16 protein-coding genes are annotated in these 20394 nt (G+C 69.5%); 14 read left to right on the top strand and 2 right to left on the bottom strand.

Translation table 11 applies throughout. The features are described from left to right. The 9 genes from ACQUQF_RS12230 (at position 1) to ACQUQF_RS12190 (ending at position 12862) form a co-directional block, all read left to right on the top strand. The gene (locus tag ACQUQF_RS12230; RefSeq protein WP_435179164.1) at positions 1-1050 is read left to right on the top strand and encodes an ABC transporter ATP-binding protein; all 1050 of its coding nucleotides are present in this window, start codon (positions 1-3) and stop codon (positions 1048-1050) included. Beyond that, on the top strand, positions 1043-2410 hold the full coding sequence (locus ACQUQF_RS12225; RefSeq protein WP_435179162.1) for an ABC transporter ATP-binding protein: 1368 nt from the start codon (positions 1043-1045) through the stop codon (positions 2408-2410). The genes ACQUQF_RS12230 and ACQUQF_RS12225 overlap by 8 nt, the downstream gene beginning before the upstream one ends. Before the next feature lie 358 nt (positions 2411-2768). After that, a complete protein-coding gene (locus tag ACQUQF_RS12220; protein ID WP_435179160.1) occupies positions 2769-7019 on the top strand; it encodes an ATPase, T2SS/T4P/T4SS family in 4251 nt (1416 codons plus the stop codon). Next, positions 7016-9040, top strand: coding sequence for a type II secretion system F family protein (locus tag ACQUQF_RS12215; RefSeq protein WP_435179158.1), 2025 nt, complete (start codon positions 7016-7018; stop codon positions 9038-9040). The genes ACQUQF_RS12220 and ACQUQF_RS12215 overlap by 4 nt, the downstream gene beginning before the upstream one ends. A 2-nt stretch (positions 9041-9042) precedes the next feature. Then, the gene (locus tag ACQUQF_RS12210; RefSeq protein ID WP_435179156.1) at positions 9043-9582 is read left to right on the top strand and encodes a DUF7287 family protein; all 540 of its coding nucleotides are present in this window, start codon (positions 9043-9045) and stop codon (positions 9580-9582) included. Then, positions 9579-10187, top strand: a complete 609-nt coding sequence (locus tag ACQUQF_RS12205) for a DUF7288 family protein (protein ID WP_435179154.1) — start codon at positions 9579-9581, stop codon at positions 10185-10187. The genes ACQUQF_RS12210 and ACQUQF_RS12205 overlap by 4 nt, the downstream gene beginning before the upstream one ends. Further along, positions 10175-11566: a DUF7261 family protein gene (locus ACQUQF_RS12200; protein ID WP_435179152.1), complete on the top strand. Its 1392-nt coding sequence runs from the start codon at positions 10175-10177 to the stop codon at positions 11564-11566. The genes ACQUQF_RS12205 and ACQUQF_RS12200 overlap by 13 nt, the downstream gene beginning before the upstream one ends. Next, positions 11563-12066, top strand: coding sequence for a DUF7266 family protein (locus ACQUQF_RS12195; protein WP_435179150.1), 504 nt, complete (start codon positions 11563-11565; stop codon positions 12064-12066). Before ACQUQF_RS12200 ends, ACQUQF_RS12195 begins: the two co-directional genes overlap by 4 nt. Beyond that, on the top strand, positions 12059-12862 hold the full coding sequence (locus ACQUQF_RS12190; protein WP_435179148.1) for a DUF7289 family protein: 804 nt from the start codon (positions 12059-12061) through the stop codon (positions 12860-12862). The genes ACQUQF_RS12195 and ACQUQF_RS12190 overlap by 8 nt, the downstream gene beginning before the upstream one ends. Positions 12863-13080: 218 nt before the next feature. On the opposite strand, the gene ACQUQF_RS12185 is transcribed toward ACQUQF_RS12190, so the two are convergent. Next, on the bottom strand, positions 13081-14625 hold the full coding sequence (locus ACQUQF_RS12185; protein ID WP_435179146.1) for a DUF7289 family protein: 1545 nt from the start codon (positions 14623-14625) through the stop codon (positions 13081-13083). Between the two features lie 267 nt (positions 14626-14892). On the opposite strand from ACQUQF_RS12185, the gene ACQUQF_RS12180 reads away from it, so the two are divergent. Both ACQUQF_RS12180 and ACQUQF_RS12175 read left to right on the top strand, forming a co-directional pair. Then, entirely contained in the window at positions 14893-15222 is a 330-nt protein-coding gene (locus tag ACQUQF_RS12180) for a HalOD1 output domain-containing protein (protein ID WP_435179144.1), read from the top strand. A 57-nt stretch (positions 15223-15279) separates the two neighbouring features. Beyond that, positions 15280-15468 (top strand): hypothetical protein, encoded by a 189-nt coding sequence (locus tag ACQUQF_RS12175; RefSeq protein ID WP_435179142.1) that lies wholly within the window; start codon positions 15280-15282, stop codon positions 15466-15468. 66 nt (positions 15469-15534) lie between these two features. Here ACQUQF_RS12175 and ACQUQF_RS12170 read toward each other — a convergent pair whose 3' ends face one another. Continuing rightward, entirely contained in the window at positions 15535-16686 is a 1152-nt protein-coding gene (locus ACQUQF_RS12170; RefSeq protein WP_435179140.1) for an FAD binding domain-containing protein, read from the bottom strand. A 117-nt stretch (positions 16687-16803) separates the two neighbouring features. Between ACQUQF_RS12170 and eif1A the strand changes: the two genes are divergently transcribed. The 3 genes from eif1A (at position 16804) to ACQUQF_RS12155 (ending at position 20393) form a co-directional block, all read left to right on the top strand. Then, positions 16804-17091: a translation initiation factor eIF-1A gene (gene eif1A, locus ACQUQF_RS12165; RefSeq protein WP_115795556.1), complete on the top strand. Its 288-nt coding sequence runs from the start codon at positions 16804-16806 to the stop codon at positions 17089-17091. 289 nt (positions 17092-17380) lie between these two features. Further along, complete coding sequence (gene cobA, locus ACQUQF_RS12160; protein ID WP_435179137.1) at positions 17381-18220, top strand: uroporphyrinogen-III C-methyltransferase; 840 nt, start codon at positions 17381-17383, stop codon at positions 18218-18220. Positions 18221-18626: 406 nt separating this feature from the next. Continuing rightward, on the top strand, positions 18627-20393 hold the full coding sequence (locus tag ACQUQF_RS12155; protein WP_435179135.1) for a nitrite/sulfite reductase: 1767 nt from the start codon (positions 18627-18629) through the stop codon (positions 20391-20393). Position 20394: the final 1 nt, after the last annotated feature.

The raw sequence follows: 20394 nt of genomic DNA, 5'->3' as shown, positions 1-20394 counted from the left end.
ATGACTGGAACCGAACCACTACTCTCAGTTCGCGACCTCACGACGACGTTCACGACCGACGAGGGCGTCGTCCGGGCGGTCGACGGTATCGACTTCGACATCCACGAGGGCGAGACGGTCTGCATCGTCGGCGAGTCCGGCTCCGGCAAGACCGTCGCCAGCGAGTCCATCACCAGGATCATCAACACGCCGCCGGGCGAGATCGACGGCGAGATCCGGTTCAAGGGCCGGGACATCAACGAGATGGGCGACGAGGAACTCCGGGAGGTCCGGGGCAGCAACATCGCCCACATCTTCCAGAACCCGCAGGACGCGCTCAACCACTGCTACACGGTCGGCTGGCAGATCGTCGAGGCCATCCAGCTCCACGACGACCTCTCGAAGGCCGAGGCCCGCGAGAAGGCCATCGACCTGCTCGACCAGGTCGGCATCCCGGAGGCGACCGCGCGGTTCGACGACTACCCCCACCAGTTCTCCGGCGGGATGAAACAGCGGGTCATGATCGCGATGGCGCTGGCGACCGAGCCCGACCTGCTCATCGCCGACGAGCCCACCACCGCGCTCGACGTCACCATCCAGGCCCAGATCCTCCGGCTGCTCAACGACCTCCAGGACGAGCTCGGGATGAGCATCCTGCTCATCACCCACGACCTGGGCGTCGTGGCCGAGGTCGCCGACCGGGTCATCGTGATGTACTCCGGCAAGGTGATGGAGACCGGCGACGTCTACGACCTGTTCGAGAACCCGGCCCACCCCTACACCCAGGCGCTCATGGAGTGTCTGCCGGGCCGGGGCGACGAGACCACCGGGATTCCGGGGTCGCTGCCCGACCCCACGAACCCGCCGGACGGCTGTCGGTTCGCCGAGCGGTGTCCCCACGCGATCGACGACTGCCGGGAGGGCGACCAGCCGCCGCTGGTGGCGACCGACGCCGAGGACCACCGCGCCTCGTGCATCTACTACCAGCCGACGTACGACGAGTCGGTGGTCTCCGGGACCGACGCGAGCGACGCATCGGCCGGCTTCAAGGGAGGTGCCGACGATGACTGACGGCGAGCCCCTGCTGTCGGTCCGCAACCTCAAGAAGCACTACCCCATCACCGAGGGCATCCTCTCGCGGGAGGTCGGCCGGGTCCGGGCGGTCGACGGCATCAGCTTCGACATCGCGCGCGGCGAGACGCTGGGACTGGTCGGCGAGTCGGGCTGCGGCAAGTCGACCGCGGCCTCCTCGATCATCCAGCTCGAGGAGCCCACCGAGGGCGAGGTCATCTTCAACAGCGAGAAGTACGACCCCGTGACCGACCCCGACGCCGACCCGCACCCCAACGACGTCACGGAGTTCGACGACCGCCAGCTCAAGGAGTTCCGCCGCCAGGCCCAGATGATCTACCAGGACCCCTCCTCGAGCTTCGACCCGCGGATGACCATCGGCGAGTCGGTCGCCGAGCCGCTGCGGGTCCACGGCCTCGACGACAAGGAGCGCCGGCGGGCCATCGTGCAGGACCTGCTCGAGCGAGTCGGACTCTCGGCCGACGACTACCACCGGTACCCCCACGAGTTCTCCGGCGGACAGAAGCAGCGCGTCGGGCTCGCGCGGGCGCTGGTGCTGAACCCGGAGCTCATCATCGCCGACGAGCCGGTCTCGGCGCTCGACGTGAGCGTGCAGGCCGAGGTGCTCTCGCTGATGAACGACATCAAGGAGGAGTTCGGGCTGTCGATGCTGTTCATCAGCCACGACCTCGGCGTCGTCCGGGAGGTGTGCGACCGGGTGGCCGTGATGTACCTCGGCGAGATCGTCGAGCTCGGTCCGACCGAGCAGCTGTTCGAGGACCCCCAGCACCCCTACACCCAGGCGCTGCTGTCGTCGATCCCGGTGCCCGACCCCCGCCAGCGCGGGATGGGCGTCGAGCTGTCGGGCGACGTCCCGTCGCCGTCGGACCCGCCGAGCGGCTGTCGCTTCCACACCCGGTGTCCCAAGGTCATCCAGCCCGAGGGCTACGACTTCGAGCAGGAGCACTGGCGGTCGGTGATGGATCTCCGGGAGCGGGTCGGCAAGCGCTCGATCGACGTCGACGCGGTCCGGGAGTACGTCGTCGCCGAACGCGACGGCGAGATCGACGAGGAGGCGGTGACGACCGACCAGATGGACGCGGTCATCCGCGAGGAGTTCGACGTCCCCGACCCGCTGCCCGACGCCGACGCGGAGGCCGTCCTCGCCGAGGCGCTCGAGTACGTCGCGCGGGGCGACTTCGAGAGCGCCGACGACCTGCTCTCGACCGAGTTCGAGACGGTTTGCGAGACCCGGAAGCCGACGTACACCGAGACCCGGCCCGGTCACAAGGCGAGCTGTCTGCTCCACGAGACCGAGGCCGGCGACGAGTTCGAGCGCTCGGCCTCGCTGTCGGACTGACCTCGCCGCCCGCCTTCCGACCGCGTCGACGTGACGGTCGCAAGCGGGTACGGGGTCACAGGCATCGCTCTCACGTGCGACGAGAGGCGCACCGAACGAATCTATTGTACTGCAGACAACACGTAACTCAGCAGTCCGGATTCCGACGTCGGCTACTGTAATCTCTGTACCACTTTAGCGAGCGCGTCGGTGGCAGCTGGACGTGTCCGTCCGGAAATCGCGCGTCTCCAAGTATCAATTCAGCGTCCACTCGGCCACAATTTTCATTACCCCTGCCTTGAGCATATATCGTAAGTATGAGGACGTATCTCTTCTCTGTTACGAGGACTTTTGCGGTCTCAGTCGAGGGGAACAGCCAATGAGCGACGAACGGGACGCGGACGACGAGGACCGTCGCCGGCGAGGCGACCCGTCGACCGACGACACAGACGCCGACGCGGGCAGGAGCGACGGAGACGGACCCGACGAGCGCGAGACGGACGCCGAGCCGACGCCGGCGGAGACCGGGTCCGACTCGGATTCGGACGACGCCGAGGTATCGTTCCGGGCCGGCTCGGACGACGATGCGCGTGAAGACTCGGGCGACGACGAGATCTCGTTCCCCTCCAGCGCGGACGAGAGAGACGAAGGTACGGACGAGAGAGGTGAAGGCGCGGACGACGGCACCGGGGACGCGGACGATTCGAACGAGCGTGCGACCGGGACCGATGCGGACCGCGGCGAGACGGACGAGTCCGCGGACGGAGACACTGATAGCTCGTCCGAGCACGAGGGGAACGCGGCCGAGACCGATCCCGATTCGGTCGGGACCGACGGTGAGCACGACGAGGACTCGTCGTCGGACGAGGAGACCGCGCCGGGGGACGAGGAGGCCCAGTCGGCGGGCGACACTGACCCGTCCGAGGGCGACGACGGTTCGCTCGAGGAGGACGAGGGCTCCCCGGAGAGCGACGCCGGTCCGGGACCGCTCGACATCAGCGACGACGAGCTGGCCAGCGCGGCGGTCACCGTCGGCGAGTACGACTGGGAGGCGTTCAAGGAGGAGTTCTTCTACGAGGACGGGAGCCCCCCGACCAACTGGCGGGGCAAGCCCTACCCCTTCGAGCCCGAGGAGCACCTGGGTCACGACCCCGACGAGACCGGCGACCGGGTCGCGGACGCCGCCGAGACCGCGGCGGGGCTGAGCGCCTACTTCGAGGACTTCCTCGACCCCGAGGCGACGCCGGTGTCGCTCGGGGAGTACCTCTGGGAGCACTTCCGGTACGAGTACTACTACGACGAGGACGACGACGGGGTCGCGCGTCCGCGGGACGACGACGGCGAGGTGATCCCGTTCGACCGCAGCGAGTGGACCGGCCACGACGACGTCCCCGACAGCGTCTTCGAGGGGGGCGCGGCGGTCACCGACCTCAGCGCGTCGTTCGAGGAGTGGCTCGACCCCGCGACCACGCCCGTCACCAAGGGCGAGTACTACTGGGAGCACTTCAAGTACGAGTACTACTACGAGGACACGAGCGTCACCGCGCCGGAGCGTCCCCGCGACGAGGCGGGCGAGATCGAGCGCTTCGAGAAGGAGGAGTGGCTCGGCTTCCCCGAGGAGGACCTCGAGGAGCTGCTGGCCGAGGGCGCCCACGACGCCCGGAAGCTCCGAAAGATCGAGGACGAGCGCACGCTCGACGTCCCCGAGGAGCTCGACGAGGACGCGTTCTTCTCGACGGTCGAGGGCCACACCACGGTGGTCAACCGCTACGACCTCGAGAAGGAGGTCGACCTGCCGAAGAAGCAGCACTTCCGGGAGGTCGACCGCTACTGGGTCAACAAGCCCTACTCGTTCGTGGTCGTCTTCCACAGCGAGAAGGAGAACGAGACCAAGTACTACCTGGTCGAGCCGTACTGCACCCCCATCGAGGACGACCTCACCGAGTTCCTGACCGGGAAGCTCCGCTCCTCGATCAAGTACTCCAGCGAGGACGTGGTGGTCGAGGCCGAGGAGGAGGAGCGCGAGGAGGTCATCGAGCGCGAGACCCTCCGACTGCTGGCCCGCTACGACCTCTACGCCGAGAACACCGGCGAGCGCGCCCGCCAGCTCCGGGAGCTGCTCGACCGCTACGACGACGCCAGGGACGCGGTCTCGGCGTACGTCGACCGGCTCCGCGAGGAGACCGACGCCGCGGTCGAACCCCTCCGGGAGGCCATCGAGGAGCGCCGTCAGCGAAGCGCGACCGAGGCCGAGGACGATGGCGACGTCGACGGCGAAGCGGACGTCGACGAGGACGCAGTGTCCGAAGTCGAAGCCGACACCGAATCCGAACCGACGCCGGACGCCGACGGAGAGACGGACGAGGTCGTCGCGGACGGCGGAGCGGTGGGCGACGACTCGTCCGTGGACGCTGATACCCCGGCAGATGCAGTCGAGGAACCGGAGTCGCCCGAGTCACCTGGCGCGTCCGCAGACGCCGAGGAAGGCGAAGACGCCGACCTGCCGGCCGCGCGGGACGACGCCGACCTCCCCGAGACGGACGACGACGCCGACGGACCCCGAATCCGGCTCGACGAGTACCTCGACCTCGACTTCGAGGCCGACGGGTCGCTGCGCGAGCAGGTCCGGGCCGCGGTCGAGGCCAAGATCGAGGCGCTCGAACCCGACGACGAGGGCGGCCTCGACGGGATCATGGTCCGGCCCGAGCCGGTGCTCATCGAGGAGGACGACGAGACCCTCTCGGAGTACCAGGCCGAGAAGCTGCTGTACTACCTCCGGCGGGACTTCATCGGCTACGAGCGCATCGACGGCATCAAGCACGACATCAACGTCGAGGACATCTCGGTCGACGGGTACAACTCCCCGGTGTTCGTCTACCACACCGACTACGAGCAGGTCATCACCAACGTCTACCACGGCGAGGACGAACTCGACGACTTCGTGGTCAAGATGGCCCAGCGGTCGGGCAAGGGCATCTCGAAGCGCCAGCCCCAGGTCGACGCCACGCTGCCCGACGGCTCCCGGGCCCAGCTCACGCTCGGCCGCGAGGTGAGCGACCACGGCACCAACTACACCATCCGGCAGTTCAAGGACGTCCCGTTCACGCCGGTCGACCTGGTGAACTGGAACACCTTCTCGCTGGAGGAGATGGCGTTCATGTGGCTCGCCATCGAGAACCACAAGTCGCTCATCTTCGCCGGGGGCACCGCGTCCGGGAAGACCACCAGCCTGAACGCGGTGTCGCTGTTCATCCCGAGCAACTCGAAGATCGTCTCCATCGAGGACACACGGGAGGTCGAGCTTCCCCAGCGCAACTGGATCGCCAGCGTCACCCGCCCGTCGTTCTCGGACGACGACAAGGGCGACGTCGACGAGTTCGACCTGCTGGAGGCCGCGCTCCGCCAGCGGCCCGACTACATCGTGATGGGCGAGATCCGCGGCGAGGAGGGCCGCACGCTGTTCCAGGTCATGTCGACCGGCCACACGACCTACACCACCTTCCACGCCGACACGGTCGGCGAGGTGCTCAAGCGGTTCACCACCGAGCCCATCAACGTCAGCAAGACCCTGTTCACCGCGCTCGACCTCGTCTCGATCCAGACCCAGACCCGGGTCCAGGGCAGCAAGGTGCGCCGGAACAAGTCGCTCACCGAGATCAACGAGTACAACGCCGAGAACGACGAGATCAACGTCCAGGACATCTTCCAGTGGCGCGCCGAGGACGACGAGTTCATGCGCCTGTCGGGTTCGAACACCATGGAGGAGATCATGTTCGATCGCGGGTGGGACCGCGACCAGCTCGAGCGCGAGATCCTCAAGCGCCGGGTCATCCTGGCGTACCTCATCAAGAACGGGCTCAACGAGTACACCCAGGTCGCCGCCACCGTCCAGGCGTTCATCAACGACCCCGACACCATCCTGACCCTCGTCGCCAACGGGAAGCTGGAGGAGAGCCTCGAGGACCTCCGGGAGATGGAGAGCGTCTCGATCGACGTCGACCCCAAGAAGGAGGAGATGGTCCCCAGACCCGACCCCAGCCGGGAGACCTACGAGCTCTCGAAGGGCATCCTCGCGGAGGCCGAGGACCGGCTGCTCGACGACTACCGCGGCGCCGACGCCGACGTCGAGGGGCTGGCGGTCGCGCTCGCGGAGTCGGCCGAGCCCACCGACGCGCCCGCCGAGATCGAGGCCGAACCCGGCGCGGGCGACGGACCGTCTCCGGACGAGCCGTCGGACGCGTCGACGAACGACGCCGACGCGCCGTTCGGCGGGGACCTGCTGAACTCCGAGCCGGGCGACGGCGGGCGGTTTCAGGACACCGAGTCGGTCGGCCCCGAGGACAGCGTCCGGAACGTCAACGACGCCGGCGAGCTCGGGAAGTTCCCCGAGGTCTACAACGAGGCCGACGAGGAGGTCGAGGACGCCGACGGCGGTGACGGTCCGCTGGGCGATACCGACGGCGGCGACGGCCCGCTGGACGACACCGACGACGGCGCCGACGCGTTCGGCGACTTCGAGGCCGCCTTCGACGACACCGGGGAGAGCAGTTCCGACGACGGCGAGGAGCCCGGCTCGACGAGCGACTCCCGCTCCGCAGGCGACGCCGACGACGGGGAGGCCGGTCGATGAGCACCGGGAGCGCCGCCTCCCCGGACCGGTCGGCCGACTCGCTGGCCGACGCGTTCTACCCGCTGTTCGACTACCTGTTCGACGCCGACGGGGACTTCGTCGACGACGTCGAGACCAAGCTCGCCGAGGCGCGGATGCCCGACACCGCCGAGCTCTACCTCTCGCGGGGGCTGGCGGTCGGCGTGCTCGCCGGGGTCGTGCTCTGGCTGCTCGGCACGTTCGTCGGCTACGTCCTCTTCGTGACAGGCGTGGTCGAGGTGGGCGTGCTCATCGGCGTGCCGGTCCCGAACCAGTACGTCGCCTGGATCATCAAGACGTTCAAGATCCCGTCGCTGGTCGCGGTCAGCGGCCTCGTCTTCGGGGCCATCGGCTTCGGTATCGGGTTCGGCATCATCGTCGGCATCCCCTACATGCGGGCCAGCGAGCGCGAGCGGGAGATCAACATGCTGCTGCCCGACGCCATCTCGTTCATGTACGCGCTGTCGGTCGGCGGGCTCAACCAGCTCGAGATCCTGGAGGCGATGGCGAAGGCCGACGACACCTACGGCGAGGTCTCCCGGGAGTTCCAGTCGATCGTCCAGGAGACCGAGTACTTCGACACCGACTATCGGACCGCCATCCGCAAGCGGTCGCTGGAGACCCCCAGCGACGAGCTGGGGCAGTTCCTGACCGACATGCTCTCGATCGTCAACTCCGGCGGGGACATGAGCGACTTCCTCGACGACAAGAAGGACAAGCACATGCGGACCGCCAAGCAGCAACAGGAGATGACATTAGAGACCCTCGAACTGTTCGGCGAGATGTACATGACCCTCTCGCTGTTCCCGCTGCTGCTCATCATCATCCTGGTCATCATGTCGATGCTCGGCCAGGCCCAGAAGTCGATGCTGTACGCGACGGTGTACGGGCTGATCCCCCTGACCGGTGTCGGCTTCCTCGTATTGGTCTCGACGGTCAAGCAGGACGACCCCGGCGACGGCTACCTCAACCCCGCGGACGGCGGCGACCGGCTCGAGGCCACGACCGGCGCGGGGCTGCTCCACCTCGGGCTTGTCGAGCAGTACGTCGGGGAGTTCTCGGTGTTCGACCGGATCAAGAGCCGCGAGGGGACGTTCGAGACCATCTCGCTGCTGAAGCGGCCCCACGTCTTCTTCCGGGAGCACCCCCTGTTCGTCCTCGGGCTCACGATCCCGGCGTCGCTGGTGCTGGTCGGCAACGCGGTCTGGACCGGCGTCGCTCCGCGGAGCCTCGACGGGATGATCGCCAACCCGGTCTGGGGGACGTTCATCTACGTGTACGTCCCGGTGTACGTCAACTTCCTCCCGCTGGCGATCTTCCACACCTGGAACGTCCGGTCCCGCAACAGGGTCGTCGACAAGCTCTCGGACAACCTCCGGAAGCTGTCGTCGGCCAACGACACCGGCCTCACGCTGCTGGAGTCGATCCGGACGGTCGCCGACACCTCCTCCGGGAAGCTGGCCGACGAGTTCGACGTCATCCACGCCAAGGTCGAGTACGGGATGAGCCTGAAGGCCGCGCTCATCGAGTTCAACAACCGGTACCACATCCCGCGGCTCGCCCGGACGGTCAAGCTGGTCTCGAAGGCCCAGGAGGCATCCAGCCAGATCAGCGCGGTGCTCTCGACCGCGGCCCAGGCCAGCGAGAACCAGGACGACATCGCCCGCGAGCGCAAGTCCCGGTCCCGGATGCAGGTCGTCATCATCATCATGACCTACCTCACCCTGCTGGCGGTGATGGCCATCCTGAAGGTGAAGTTCCTCGACGTGATGGCCGGCCTGGCCGGCCAGGCCGCCTCGTCGGGCGGCGGGTCGGGCGCGACCCAGTTCGGGGGCGGCATCGACACCAACCTGCTGTCGATGCTGTTCTTCCACGCGGTGACCCTCCAGGCGGTGCTGTCGGGGTTCATCGCGGGCTACATCCGGGACGCCTCGCTGCTGTCGGGCGTGAAGTTCGCCGTCGTGCTGCCGACCGTCGCGCTCGTCGTCTTCTCGTTCATCTAACCATGCGCGCACAGACCACCCTGGACTTCGCCGTCGGGATGAGCGTCTTCCTGCTGACGGTCGCGTTCGTCGTCAGCTTCCTCCCGTCGATGTTCCAGCCGTTCGAGGGCGGCGACGGCCCCGAGGTCGTCGCCGCCGACCGGGTCGCCGACCAGCTCGCCCGCCGACTGCTGATCGCGGGCGCCGAGCCGTTCGTCCTCGACGCGCCGTGCACCGCCGAGTTCTTCGGCGGGCCGGACGTCGGCTGCGGGTTCGCCGGCGATCCTCTCCGTGAAGACGTGGGGCTGTCGGCCGACGCGAACGTCAACGTCCGTCTCCTGGGCGAGGACGCCGACGGCGACGGCGACCCCGACCTGCTCTGCTCGGACGGGGACGCCGACGGCGACGGCGACATCGTCGTCGACGAGGAGAGCCAGCAGTCCTGTGCCACCACGTTCGCGGCGGGCGAGACCCCGCCCGACGACACCGGGTCGGTCGTGGTCGCCCGCAGGACCGTCTCGATACAGCACCGCGACGCGACGCTGCTCGTGAGGATGTGGTGACCGTGCGGGCCCAGGCTCACACCCTCGAAGGCGTCGTCGCGGGCATCCTGCTGATCAGCGCGCTGGTGTTCGCCTACCAGGTGACGGCGGTCACCCCGCTGTCGGGGAGCACGTCGAGCCAGCACATCGAGAACCAGCAGCGGGCCACCGCCGAGGGCGTCCTCCGAACCGCCGAGGAGTCCGGCGCGCTCCGGAGCGCCGTCCTCTTCTGGGACGCGACCGATATGAAGTTCCGCGGCGCGGACAACGGCCAGCACTACACCAACACCGAGACGCCGCCCAACCGGTTCCTCGACGTCCTGTCCCGGGCGTTCGAGGACCGCGGGGTCTCGGTCAACGTCCACGTCGTGTACGTCGACGAGAACGGCCGGCGCCAGCGCCAGCGGATGGTCTACCGGGGCGAGCCCAGCGACAACGCGGCGACCGCCACGACCGCGCTGACGCTGTACGACGACGACGTGCTCCGGGACGACCCGGACGGCGACGGCGTCGCCGACCCGACCGGGAGCGAACTGGCGAGCAGCTCGTTCTACGCGCCGGACGCGGGGACGAGCAGCGGCGTCTACAACGTCGTCGTGGTGGAGGTGACCGTATGGCGCCAGTGACCGACCCCGCCGGACGCGACCGGGCTCAGATCGTGCTGATCGGCGCGCTCACGCTCGCGGTGTCGCTCGTCGCGGTGGCGGTCGTGCTCAACTCCGCCATCTACACCGAGAACCTGGCCAGCCGGAGCGGCGACGCTGGCGTCGGCGCGGGGGTCGACGCCAGGGAGAGCGTCCGCGACGGCGTCGGCGGCCTGACCGACCGCGTGAACGAGAACCACGCGGGCGACGACTACGCCGCCCTCTACGGGACCGGGCTCCCGACCGCGCTCGCCGACTGGCGACCGATGGCGGTCCGCCACCAGGTGGTCGCCGGCCGGACGTTCCGGGTGACCCGCGCGGGCGGGATGGAGGGGACCAGGATCGCCCAGGACGGCGTCGGGGAGTTCACGCCGCGGACGTCGGGGGCGAACCCGCTGGGCTACGGCGCCCCCAACTGGCTGGTGGCTGCGCCGGTCGAGGTCCGCCAGTTCCGGCTGGCCGACGTCTCGGCGGCGGACCTCACGGGGACGACCCCGGTTTCGGACCCGACGGCGACCGCCGACGTGTTCGTCGTCGACGTCAGGGACGCGGCCGATTCGGACCGGTGGCAGGTCGGCGTGTACCGCAACACCAACGACGGCGACATCGAACTGACCGTCTGGGACGCCGACTCCGGTTCCCACGTCGGGTCGTGCGCGACGTCCGACTCGACCGCCTCCGTGGACCTCACCGGCGCCACCCTCGACGGCGAGCACTGCGACGCGCTCGGCTTCCTCGGGGAGCTCGACGGGCCGGCCCGGATATTCTACGCGAACGGCGACGCGATCCGGGGCACGTACGAGCTCACCGTCGACCGGGCAGGCCACCGGACCGACGCCCCGCTGAAGGACCGCGTCGACGCGGTCAACTACGGCCGCCACTGCGCGGGGCCGACCTACGCCGACGGCCCGGGGAGCGAGCCCTACGCCGCGGCGGCCGTCTACTCGGCGACGGTGGAGTTCCGGTACGTCAGCGAGTCGGTGACCTACGAGACCGACGTGCGGGCCGCGCGCGGCGAACCCGGGCCCGGGGCGACCCGTCCGGTCGTCACCGACTTCGAGGTGTCCGACCCGACCGCGGACGACGGCGCGTTCACCGTCGACTGGGCGGTCGCCGACCCGAACGGCGACCTGGCCAGCCTGGAGATCGAGCTTCTCGACACCGGGGGCGACGTCGTGGCGTCGGCGACCCAGAGCCTGAGCGGCGCCGAGGCCGGCCCCGGTTCCGCGACGCTCACCGACACGGGCAGCGTCGACGCGACCTACGACGTGCGCATCACGGTCACCGACGCGGCCGGCCACGAGCGCGGAGCGACCGAACGCCACGACGACGACGGCGACGAGTCGGGGTGTCCGCCGTGAGGGGGAGCGCACTCGACCGGTTCGGCCGGGACGACCGCGGCGTCTCCACGGCGCTGGGCTACGTGCTGAACCTCACCGTGGCGACGCTGGTCGTCACCGGGCTGCTGGTCGCCAGCGGCGGCGTGGTCGAGGACCAGCGACAGCAGACGGTCCGCTCGGAGCTGCGGGTCGTCGGCCAGCAGTTCGCGGCCGACCTCGCGGCGGCCGACGAGCTCGCGGCGACCGCGGAACCCGGCGACACCGTCCGGATCGAGAGACAGCTCCCGCGGGAGGTCGCCGGCCGGACGTACACCGTCGACCTGGTCGAACCGGCGGACCAGCCCTGCCCGGGCGAGGCGTGCCTGGTGCTGTCGGCGACCGGCTCGGACGTGACCGTCCAGGTGGCGCTCGCGCTGGAGACGCCGGTCGCGGCGTCGTCGGTCAACGGCGGTCCGGTCCGTGTCCGGTACGCCGACCCCGACGGCGACTCGACCTACGAGCTGGAGGTGACGGATGGCTGAGCGCGGGGTCAGCGACGTGGTCGGGTTCGTGCTGGTGTTCGCGCTGGTCACCTCGACCGCGGCCATCGTCTACACCGTCGGGTTCTCGGGCCTCCAGGACACCAGGGAGGAGGAGCGGCTCTCGAACGCCGAGCGGGTGTTCGACATCCTGGCGGACAACGTCGCCGACCTCCACTACCGCGGCGCGCCCAGCCGGGCGACCGAGATCAAGCTCGCGGACGCGACGCTGGGGTTCGGCCAGGAGACGTCGCTACGCGTCGAGGTCACCAACATGCCCTCCTCGTCGCCGAGCTACGGGACGAACCTGGACCCCATCGTGTACGCTCCCACCGGCTCGCCGGTGCAGCTGGTCTACGAGAACGGGGCCGTCCTCCGCGAGCGGCGGAACGCGGGCAGCGTCCTCACCGAGCGGCCGGACGCGGTGTTCCGCGTCGACGGGACGACGAAGACCGCGGTGATCCCGTTCGTCCAGACCCGCCGGACCCGGTCGTCGGGCGTCGGCGGCTCCTCGACCGTCCGCATCCGGACCGAGCGGTCGGGCTCGGAGGTGCTCGGCGTGCTCGCGTCGCCCTCGGACGCCGACTCGGACCCCGACGGCGACGGCAGCGACGAGTACCGGGTCGTCTACGCGGTCGAGACGACCGAGAACCGTGCGCCGCGCTGGGAGGCGTCGCTGGAGGAACAGATCTCCTGGCGCTCGGACGCCTGCTCGGTCTCGGGCGGCACCGTCACCTGCGCCTTCGGCGTCGAGCGGCTCTACGTGACCGCGACCCGCGTCGACGTCTCGTTCAGCTAGTCGGGCGCCAGAACCGGCCCGTCGGTTCGACCGGTCCGTCGGTTCGACCGGTCCGTCGACTCGACCGGTCCGTCGACTCGACCGGTCCGTCGACCGGGCTGGCTTCCCGACCCGGTCGACCCGATCTCTCGGCCGATTCTATCGTCTCGGTCCATCTGATTGTCACGGACAGCTCGTTCGCCCGGCAGAGCTGGACGTCGACACCGCGACCCCGCGCGTTATCCGTCCGTTTCGACGCGGATGTCGTTCTCCGTGACGTGGAGGTAGGTGATGTACTTCCCGCCGCCGCCGTACTCGATGGAGCCGTAGGAGGCGCCCTCGTTGACGGTGTTGCTGTTCTTGTCGTCGACGGTGAGGTCGAACCCGCCCATCTCCGAGCCGTAGTGGTTGACGACCCGGTCGAGCGTCTCCCGGTCGCCGCTGCCCTGTTGGTAGTCCTTCGGCTCCCAGCTCACCGACCCGGCGTGACCGTCCAGAGACACCGGGTCCGGCACGCTCCCGTCGGGCTTGAACGACATTAGCTGGCTGTTCGAGAGGTCGACGTACTCCAGCTCCGGGTCGGTGGACTCGGCGTCGTGGACGCTGCCGTCGCCGTCGTCGTCGTCCACGAAGCCGGCCACCAGCCGAATCTCGTCGTCGCCGTCGCCGTCGAAGTCGCCGCACTCGGTCTCGAAGGCGTCGGCGTCGTACCACCCGTGCTCGGTGGCGCCGTCGTCAGGCGAGTAGTACACCGTCGCCGAGACCACGGCGTCACAGCCGCTCCCGCCGCTCTGTCGGAGGTGGAGCTCGAACTCGGTGGTCCCCCTGTCGACGTACATCGACCACTTGAGGTTCGCGAAGTTCGCGCTGTCGGTGTCGTCGGGCCGGAGGCTGACCTCGAAGTCGGTCATGCCGTGGCCCGCGATGCCCCGGACGCCGACCGAGCTGTCCTCGCCCGGCATCTCGAACCGGCCCGTGTTGCCGGTGCTGATGAGCTCCACGGTCACCTTCTCGGCGGCGTCGTCCACCACGACGTTGGCGTTCGTCCGCTCGCGGAAGTAGGCGGCCCACCCCTCGTAGTACTCGCTCTCGACGACCACCTCGACCCGCCCGTGCTCGGAGGGGTTCTCGTAGGGCTTGTCGGAGGGCTCGTCGTCGTTGGCGTCGCCGTCGCCGTCGTCGTCGACCCCGTCGTCGTAGCGCTCGTCGGCGTCGGGGAAGACGTGTTCGAGGTCGCCGGACGAGGTCACCCGGACCTTCGACCCCGTCGCGCCGCCGCCGGAACCGGTCACCCGCACGAGCGGGAGCGTCAGGGTCGACCCGAGGTAGTGGAACTCCGGCGGCGAGACCATCGACACCCCGCCGTTGGCGTCGCGTCGCCAGACGCCCCCGCCCTGGTAGACCAGCCGGGTGTCGCCGCTCTCGTAGACCAGCGACCCCAGGGTGTTCTGGTAGATGATCTCGTCGTCGCCGCTCCCGTCGTAGTTGATGTGCCGGATGGTGATGCGCCCCTCGCCGGGCTCGGCGTGGACGGTGCCGGTCGTCCCCCCGAAGTCGACCGTCTGGACGTCGGAGTCGCCGAGCGCCACCTTGGCGGCCCGCGAGTCGAAGACGGTCATGGCGAGTTCGGCCTGCCGGACCTCGGCCGACGAGCGGGTGTCCTCGAGCGTGGTCCCGCCGTACCCGAGGATGAGGCCGGTCCCGGCGAGGGTGATGGCGAGCAGCAGCACCACCCCGAGCGTCTCCGTCTGGCCCCGCTCCGACCCACCGCCGACTCGCGACATGTTTCCGGTTCGTTTCGAGGCGGATAGCTTAAATCTGATGGGCAAACGCGCGTAGAATCCGCCGGCAGACGCCCGTCCGATCCCCTTCGGATTCCCAGCATCCGTCTCCAGCGGACGGGTGGCGACGCCCGCGTCCCGACCGGCCCGCGGACCCCTTCCGACCGCCCACCGCGACGACCGCGCGAACGGATTATCCCGGCGCAGTCGCGCGTTTTGGACTATCGGTAGACCTTTGTACGACCCACCCTGAGAGGGTATAGCTATCGAATGAGTATGTCGAGAAACAACATCGAACCCGTGGAGATCGAGTCCGCATCTGAGGACGGCGGCGTCACGTCCACCTTCGTGCTGGACATCAGCGATCACATGCTCGCGGGTGAAGTGTGCACCGGTCTGGCGATGGCGCTCTCCGAGATCCTGGAGCGCGACCCGGCCCGGATGACGCCCCTGAGTTCGGTCGTGGACTGCGACGCCCTCCAGATGCTCTTCCACACTCGGCGGTACGGCGATCTGCGCGACGACGTCTCGGTGTCGTTCCCGTACGACATCTACGAGGTCACCGTCTACTCCAGCGGTCGCGTCGTCGTCCGGGGGTAGGTCGCCCGCCGCGCGGACCGCCAACAGTGATGTGGCCGGGTCGCGTACTCCCGACGGATGCGCCACCTGCTCGGCCCGACCTACCGCAACCTCGCCGCGCTGGCGGTCCTCGCCGCGGTGCTCGGCGTCGCGTACCTCGTCGCGGACCCGCTGGTCCGGTACGGCGCCGGCCTGGTCGCGTTCGCGGTGTGGATGGCGTGGTTCGTGACCGTCGCCCGCGAGTGGATCTCCCGGGCCGACTTCTGAGCTACCCGGGCAGGACTGTCACCTGAACTCCGGTCCGGACCGGCTTCACAGCTTCATCCGGCCCGGCTACCCGAGTCCGAGCCGCCGCTCGCCCATCTCTCTGCCGCGCTCGACGAGCCGCCGCCCGGCGTCGAGCCTGGTCGCCTCCCACTCCCGGAGGGCGGTCTGCACGCCGTCGTTCGCCCGGAGCGAGTCCGCGAGCGCGGCGGCGTCGGCGGCGGCCTTCGCGGTGCCCGCCGCGGTGTGGGGCCGCGCCGCGAAGGCGGCGTCGCCGAGCAGCGCGGTCCGGTCGAACGCCATCTGCGGGACCGAGAGGTCGTAGATCGCCTGGACGAACGGCCGGTCGGTGGCGGCCACGACCCGGGAGAAGACGTCCGGGAGCGCGTCGTCGGCCCGGGTCCGCTGTCGCCGCTCGATCGGCTCGCGGACCGCGCCCGGCGGGACGGTGACCGTCCGCTCGACGCCGTCCGCGTCGGTCAAAAGCGCCGAGCGCGACGGGTCGTCGCCGACCGCGTCGTACCAGACCCAGTTGAGCCGCCGGTCGCCCGGGTCGGTCCCGCCGTCGGGCCCGGGGATCAGGTAGCCCAGTATCAGGAGGTCCGGACCCTGGTAGAACGTGAACGCCGCCTCGAACTGGTCGCGGATCGCGCCGGGGACCTCTCGCTCGCGGACGACGCCCCGCCAGGCGACGTAGTCGGCGAACTCCGGGGCGACGTCGGGGAGCAACTGCTCGCGGGTCGCCGACCGCCCGCCCTCGGCGACAGCCGCGAGGTCCGGCCGGACCGTCGACCCGTCGGCGAACTCGACCGCGGGGGCCTCCGGGTCGGGCCGCACGCCGGTCACCTCCCGGCCCTCGCGGTAGCGGTCGTCCGGGAACGCCGACCGGAGGTTGCGGTACACCGCGTCCCACGCGGTGAACGCCATCGACTCGGGCCGGCTCGCGTCGACGCTACCGTCGCGGGCGAGGTACTCCCGGCGGTCGACGATGGTGACGATCCGCTCGGGGTCGACGATCCCGTGGCGGTCGAGGAAGCGCCGGACGGCCGACTGGGCGACGATGCCGGCCCCGCGGCTCTCGAGGTCGCCGGTCGACCGCTCGTAGACGGTCGGGTCGTGGCCCGCCCGGTCGAGGCCGACGCCGGCGAACAGGCCGGCCATCGACCCGCCGGAGACGGTCACGTCGAGCGCGTCGTGGGTCTCGGGCTCCGAATCGCTCACGTCGGCACGAGGGGCGCCAGCCTTGAAGGTCGCACGGGCGGGCGATTCGGGCCCCGTGACCTCGTCACGTGGTCGCACGATGGAACCATTTAAACACCCTCGCCACCTATCACGGTTGTGAGTGAAGAATCTGGGCGACGGAACCTCCGCATGCCCGACGACGACGAGCAGTTCGCCATCGTGACCGAGATGCTCGGCAAGAACCGCGTGCGCCTGCGCTGCAACGACGGCGTCGAGCGCATGGGCCGGATTCCGGGCCGGATGCGCAAGCGCATCTGGATCCGGCGCGACGACATCGTGCTGTGCGAGCCGTGGGACTGGCAGGACGAGAAGGCCGACATCGAGTGGCGCTACGACGGCTCCGCGCAGGACCAGCTCCGGCGCGAAGGTCACATCAACGTCTGATACGACTGTCTTCTGCTGACCTCTGCGAGAGACCGAGTAGCCGATAGCTTCGGTCGAACTCACGTCGCCTCTCGGCCGGATGGCCAGGATACCAAATGTCCAAGTTCACAACGTCTTTGGACAATACATGGATTATAATCGTCTAAAATGTGTATCGTGAAGCACCAGAAGGCGATATAACTGCACGTACACGAAATCTTTTACTGCTGCTCAGTGATGCCAGGACGATGACTACCCCAGCACGCCTTCACAGCGCCACGGCGACCGACGGACCCGCGGAGGGAGCGAGGTGAGCCGCGCGAGCGACGGCACGGTGTACCTCGTCGGCGCGGGACCGGGCGACCCCGAACTGCTGACCGTCAGGGCCCGGCGCCTGCTCGACGCGGCCGACGTCGTCCTCCACGACAGGCTGGTGAGCGACGACATCCTCGACGCGTGTCCCGATTCGGCGGCCGTCGTCGACGTGGGCAAGCGGCCCGGACCAGACGGCGAGCGGACCACCCAGGAGGAGATCGACGCCCTGCTGGTCCGGGAGGCCCGGGCCGGCCGCGACGTCGTCCGGCTCAAGGGCGGCGACCCCACCGTGTTCGGCCGCGGCGGCGAGGAGAGCGAGCACCTCGCGGCCGCCGGCGTCGACTTCGAGGTGGTCCCCGGGGTCACGAGCGCGGTCGCCGCACCGGCGGTGGCGGGCATCCCGCCGACCCACCGCGACCGCGCGTCGAGCCTGACCGTGGTCACGGGTCACGAGGACCCGACCAAGGCCGAGAGCGCGCTCGACTGGGCGTCGCTGGCGGGCAACGTCGCGGCCGGGGGCACGCTGGTCGTCCTGATGGGCGTCGGCCGGCTCCCGGACAACGTCGCGGCGCTGCGCGGGCACGGGCTGGACGCCGACACGCCGGCGGCGATGGTCGAGAACGCGACTCGCGAGGCGGAGTACACCGTCACCGGGACCCTCGACACCATCGTCGAGCGCGCCCGCCGGGTCGGCATCGACCCGCCCGCGGTCGCGGTGGTCGGCGACGTGGTCGAGGTGCGCGACCGGGTCGCGGAGTACCTGCGCGGGGCGGGAGCGACCGGCGCCGTCGGCGGGTCGGAGCGTCGCGTCTCCGACAACCGGGGCGTCGAGTGACGGGCCACGGCGACGGCGGCGACTCGGCGCGCTTGACCTGCTCCGGCGCGAACCGGGCCGGGCGCGAGCCGGCGGGTGGAGAACGCCGGTACAGGAGCGGGTAGCACCTGCTCCGTGGCGGTCCTCGGCTGGAGGTTCGAATCGGAAGAACGCCGTCCGGCGAGGGGTGCCAGTGCGACAGCGGGGCAAGGAGCAAACCATATTCTGAAATAATACGCCTATTTCTACCGCGGCTATCAACTACGACCGTTTCTTCGTATTCACTCTTCACGTGAGAAAGGAGAATATTAGGACGTAATAGCAGTAGCCTTTAGGAAGCGTTCGTTTTTGTCCTTGATCGTGAATACGTGGACATTCGAACAGTCGAAAGCACAGCACCCGGACGATTGTAGCATGGGGGCCGGATATGACTCATAAAAAGGAAGAGTACAAGAGCGAGCTGTACGGCGACGAGGTCCGGGAGAAGATCGAGGAGTTCGCCGAGCGGGGCTGGGACGCCATCCCGGAGGACGAGAAGGACGCGTGGTTCTCCCGGTTCAAGTTCTGGGGCGTCTTCCACCAGCGCGGCGGCCAGGAGAGCTACTTCATGATGCGGCTGACCAACTGCGGCGGGGTGCTCGAACCCGGACAGCTCCGCGCCATCGGCGAGGTGGCCCGCGAGTACGCCGCCGGTCCCGTGGAGAACCCCGAGTTCGGCGACGCGTGGATCGACCTCACCACGCGCCAGTCGATCCAGCTCCACTGGATCAAGCTGGAGGACGTCCCCGCCATCTGGAAGCGGCTGGAGGCGGTCGGCGTGAGTTCGCGGTCGGCCGGCGGCGACACCATGCGCAACATCTCGGGCTGCCCGGTCGCGGGCAAGGCCGAGGAGTACGTCGAGACCCGCGACCTGCTCGACGAGATCCAGGAGGGAATCCGGGGCGACGACGCGCTCTGCAACATGCCCCGGAAGTTCAACATCTCGGTGACGGGGTGTCGCCAGGGCTGCGCCCAGGACTCGATCAACGACGTCGGGCTCGAACCCGCCCACAAGTTCGTCGAGGGAGAGGAGGTCAAGGGGTTCAACGTCCGGGTCGGCGGCGGCCTCGGCGGGCGCGAGCCCCGCCGGGCGCGGTCGCTCGACCTGTTCGTCCGACCCGAGAGAGCCTACGAGACGGTCCGGGCGTTCGTCGAGCTCTACCACGACGAGGGGAACCGCCAGAACCGCTCGAAGAACCGGGCGCGGTTCTTCGTCGACGAGCGGGGCACCGACGCGATCCGCGAGGCGCTCGCCGACCGCCTCGACTTCGAACTGGAGCGGGCCGGCACCGACTTCCGCGGCGAGTACACCTACAACGCCGGCCGGCCCGCCGAGCGGGGCGCCCACGACCACGTCGGCGTCTACGACCAGACGGACGGGCGCAACTACGTCGGCCTCTCGGTGCCCGTGGGTCGACTGCCGGCAGAGGAGGCCATCGAGCTCGCGGACCTCGCCGACGCGTACGGCTCCGGGGAGGTGCGGCTGACCCGGCGCCAGAACCCCCTCATCGTGGACGTGCCCGACGGGAACCTCGCGAACCTGCTGAACGAGCCGCTGCTGGAGAAGTACAGGCCGGAACCGAACCCCTTCACCCGCGGCGCGATGGCCTGCACCGGCACGGAGTTCTGCTCGCTCGCGCTGACCGAGACCAAGGCCCGGATGGCCCGGACCCTGCGGTGGCTCCGGGACAACGTCGACCTCCCGGCCGACGTCGACCGCATCAAAATGCACTACTCGGGCTGCACCGCCGACTGCGGCCAGGCGATGACCGCCGACATCGGCATCCAGGGGATGCGGGGCCGGAAGGACGGCGAGATGGTCGAGGCGCTCGACGTCGGCGTCGGCGGCGGCATCGGCGCGGAGCCGACGTTCATCGAGTGGGTCCGCCAGCGCGTCCCCGCCGACGAGGTGCCGGGGATGATCCGCAACCTGGTCGAGGCGTTCGCCGCGCTCCGCGAGGAGGGCCAGACCTTCCGGGAGTGGGTCGACGCCACCGGCCACGAGACCATCGTCGAACTCGCCGAGCCCGAGGAGGTCTCCGGGTACGAGGACCCGTGCCTCCACGACGCCAAGCAGTCGTGGTACCCGTTCGACGACGGCGCGAGCCCCGCGCCCACCGCGCCCGACGGGACGCCCGTCGAGGGAGGCGACTGAC

Source organism: Halorussus sp. AFM4, from assembly GCF_051194995.1.
Classification (GTDB): Archaea; Halobacteriota; Halobacteria; order Halobacteriales; family Haladaptataceae; genus Halorussus.
This window is presented reverse-complemented; position numbering and strand designations above follow the sequence as displayed.

Excerpts from the sequence above, each read along its gene's own strand:
- ACQUQF_RS12230 (WP_435179164.1), top strand. The coding sequence starts at position 1 with ATGACTGGAACCGAACCACTACTCTCAGTTCGCGACCTCACGACGACG.
- ACQUQF_RS12225 (WP_435179162.1), top strand. The coding sequence starts at position 1,043 with ATGACTGACGGCGAGCCCCTGCTGTCGGTCCGCAACCTCAAGAAGCAC.
- ACQUQF_RS12220 (WP_435179160.1), top strand. The coding sequence starts at position 2,769 with ATGAGCGACGAACGGGACGCGGACGACGAGGACCGTCGCCGGCGAGGC.
- ACQUQF_RS12215 (WP_435179158.1), top strand. The coding sequence starts at position 7,016 with ATGAGCACCGGGAGCGCCGCCTCCCCGGACCGGTCGGCCGACTCGCTG.
- ACQUQF_RS12210 (WP_435179156.1), top strand. The coding sequence starts at position 9,043 with ATGCGCGCACAGACCACCCTGGACTTCGCCGTCGGGATGAGCGTCTTC.
- ACQUQF_RS12200 (WP_435179152.1), top strand. The coding sequence starts at position 10,175 with ATGGCGCCAGTGACCGACCCCGCCGGACGCGACCGGGCTCAGATCGTG.
- ACQUQF_RS12190 (WP_435179148.1), top strand. The coding sequence starts at position 12,059 with ATGGCTGAGCGCGGGGTCAGCGACGTGGTCGGGTTCGTGCTGGTGTTC.
- ACQUQF_RS12185 (WP_435179146.1), bottom strand. The coding sequence starts at position 14,625 with ATGTCGCGAGTCGGCGGTGGGTCGGAGCGGGGCCAGACGGAGACGCTC.
- ACQUQF_RS12180 (WP_435179144.1), top strand. The coding sequence starts at position 14,893 with ATGAGTATGTCGAGAAACAACATCGAACCCGTGGAGATCGAGTCCGCA.
- ACQUQF_RS12175 (WP_435179142.1), top strand. The coding sequence starts at position 15,280 with ATGCGCCACCTGCTCGGCCCGACCTACCGCAACCTCGCCGCGCTGGCG.
- ACQUQF_RS12155 (WP_435179135.1), top strand. The coding sequence starts at position 18,627 with ATGACTCATAAAAAGGAAGAGTACAAGAGCGAGCTGTACGGCGACGAG.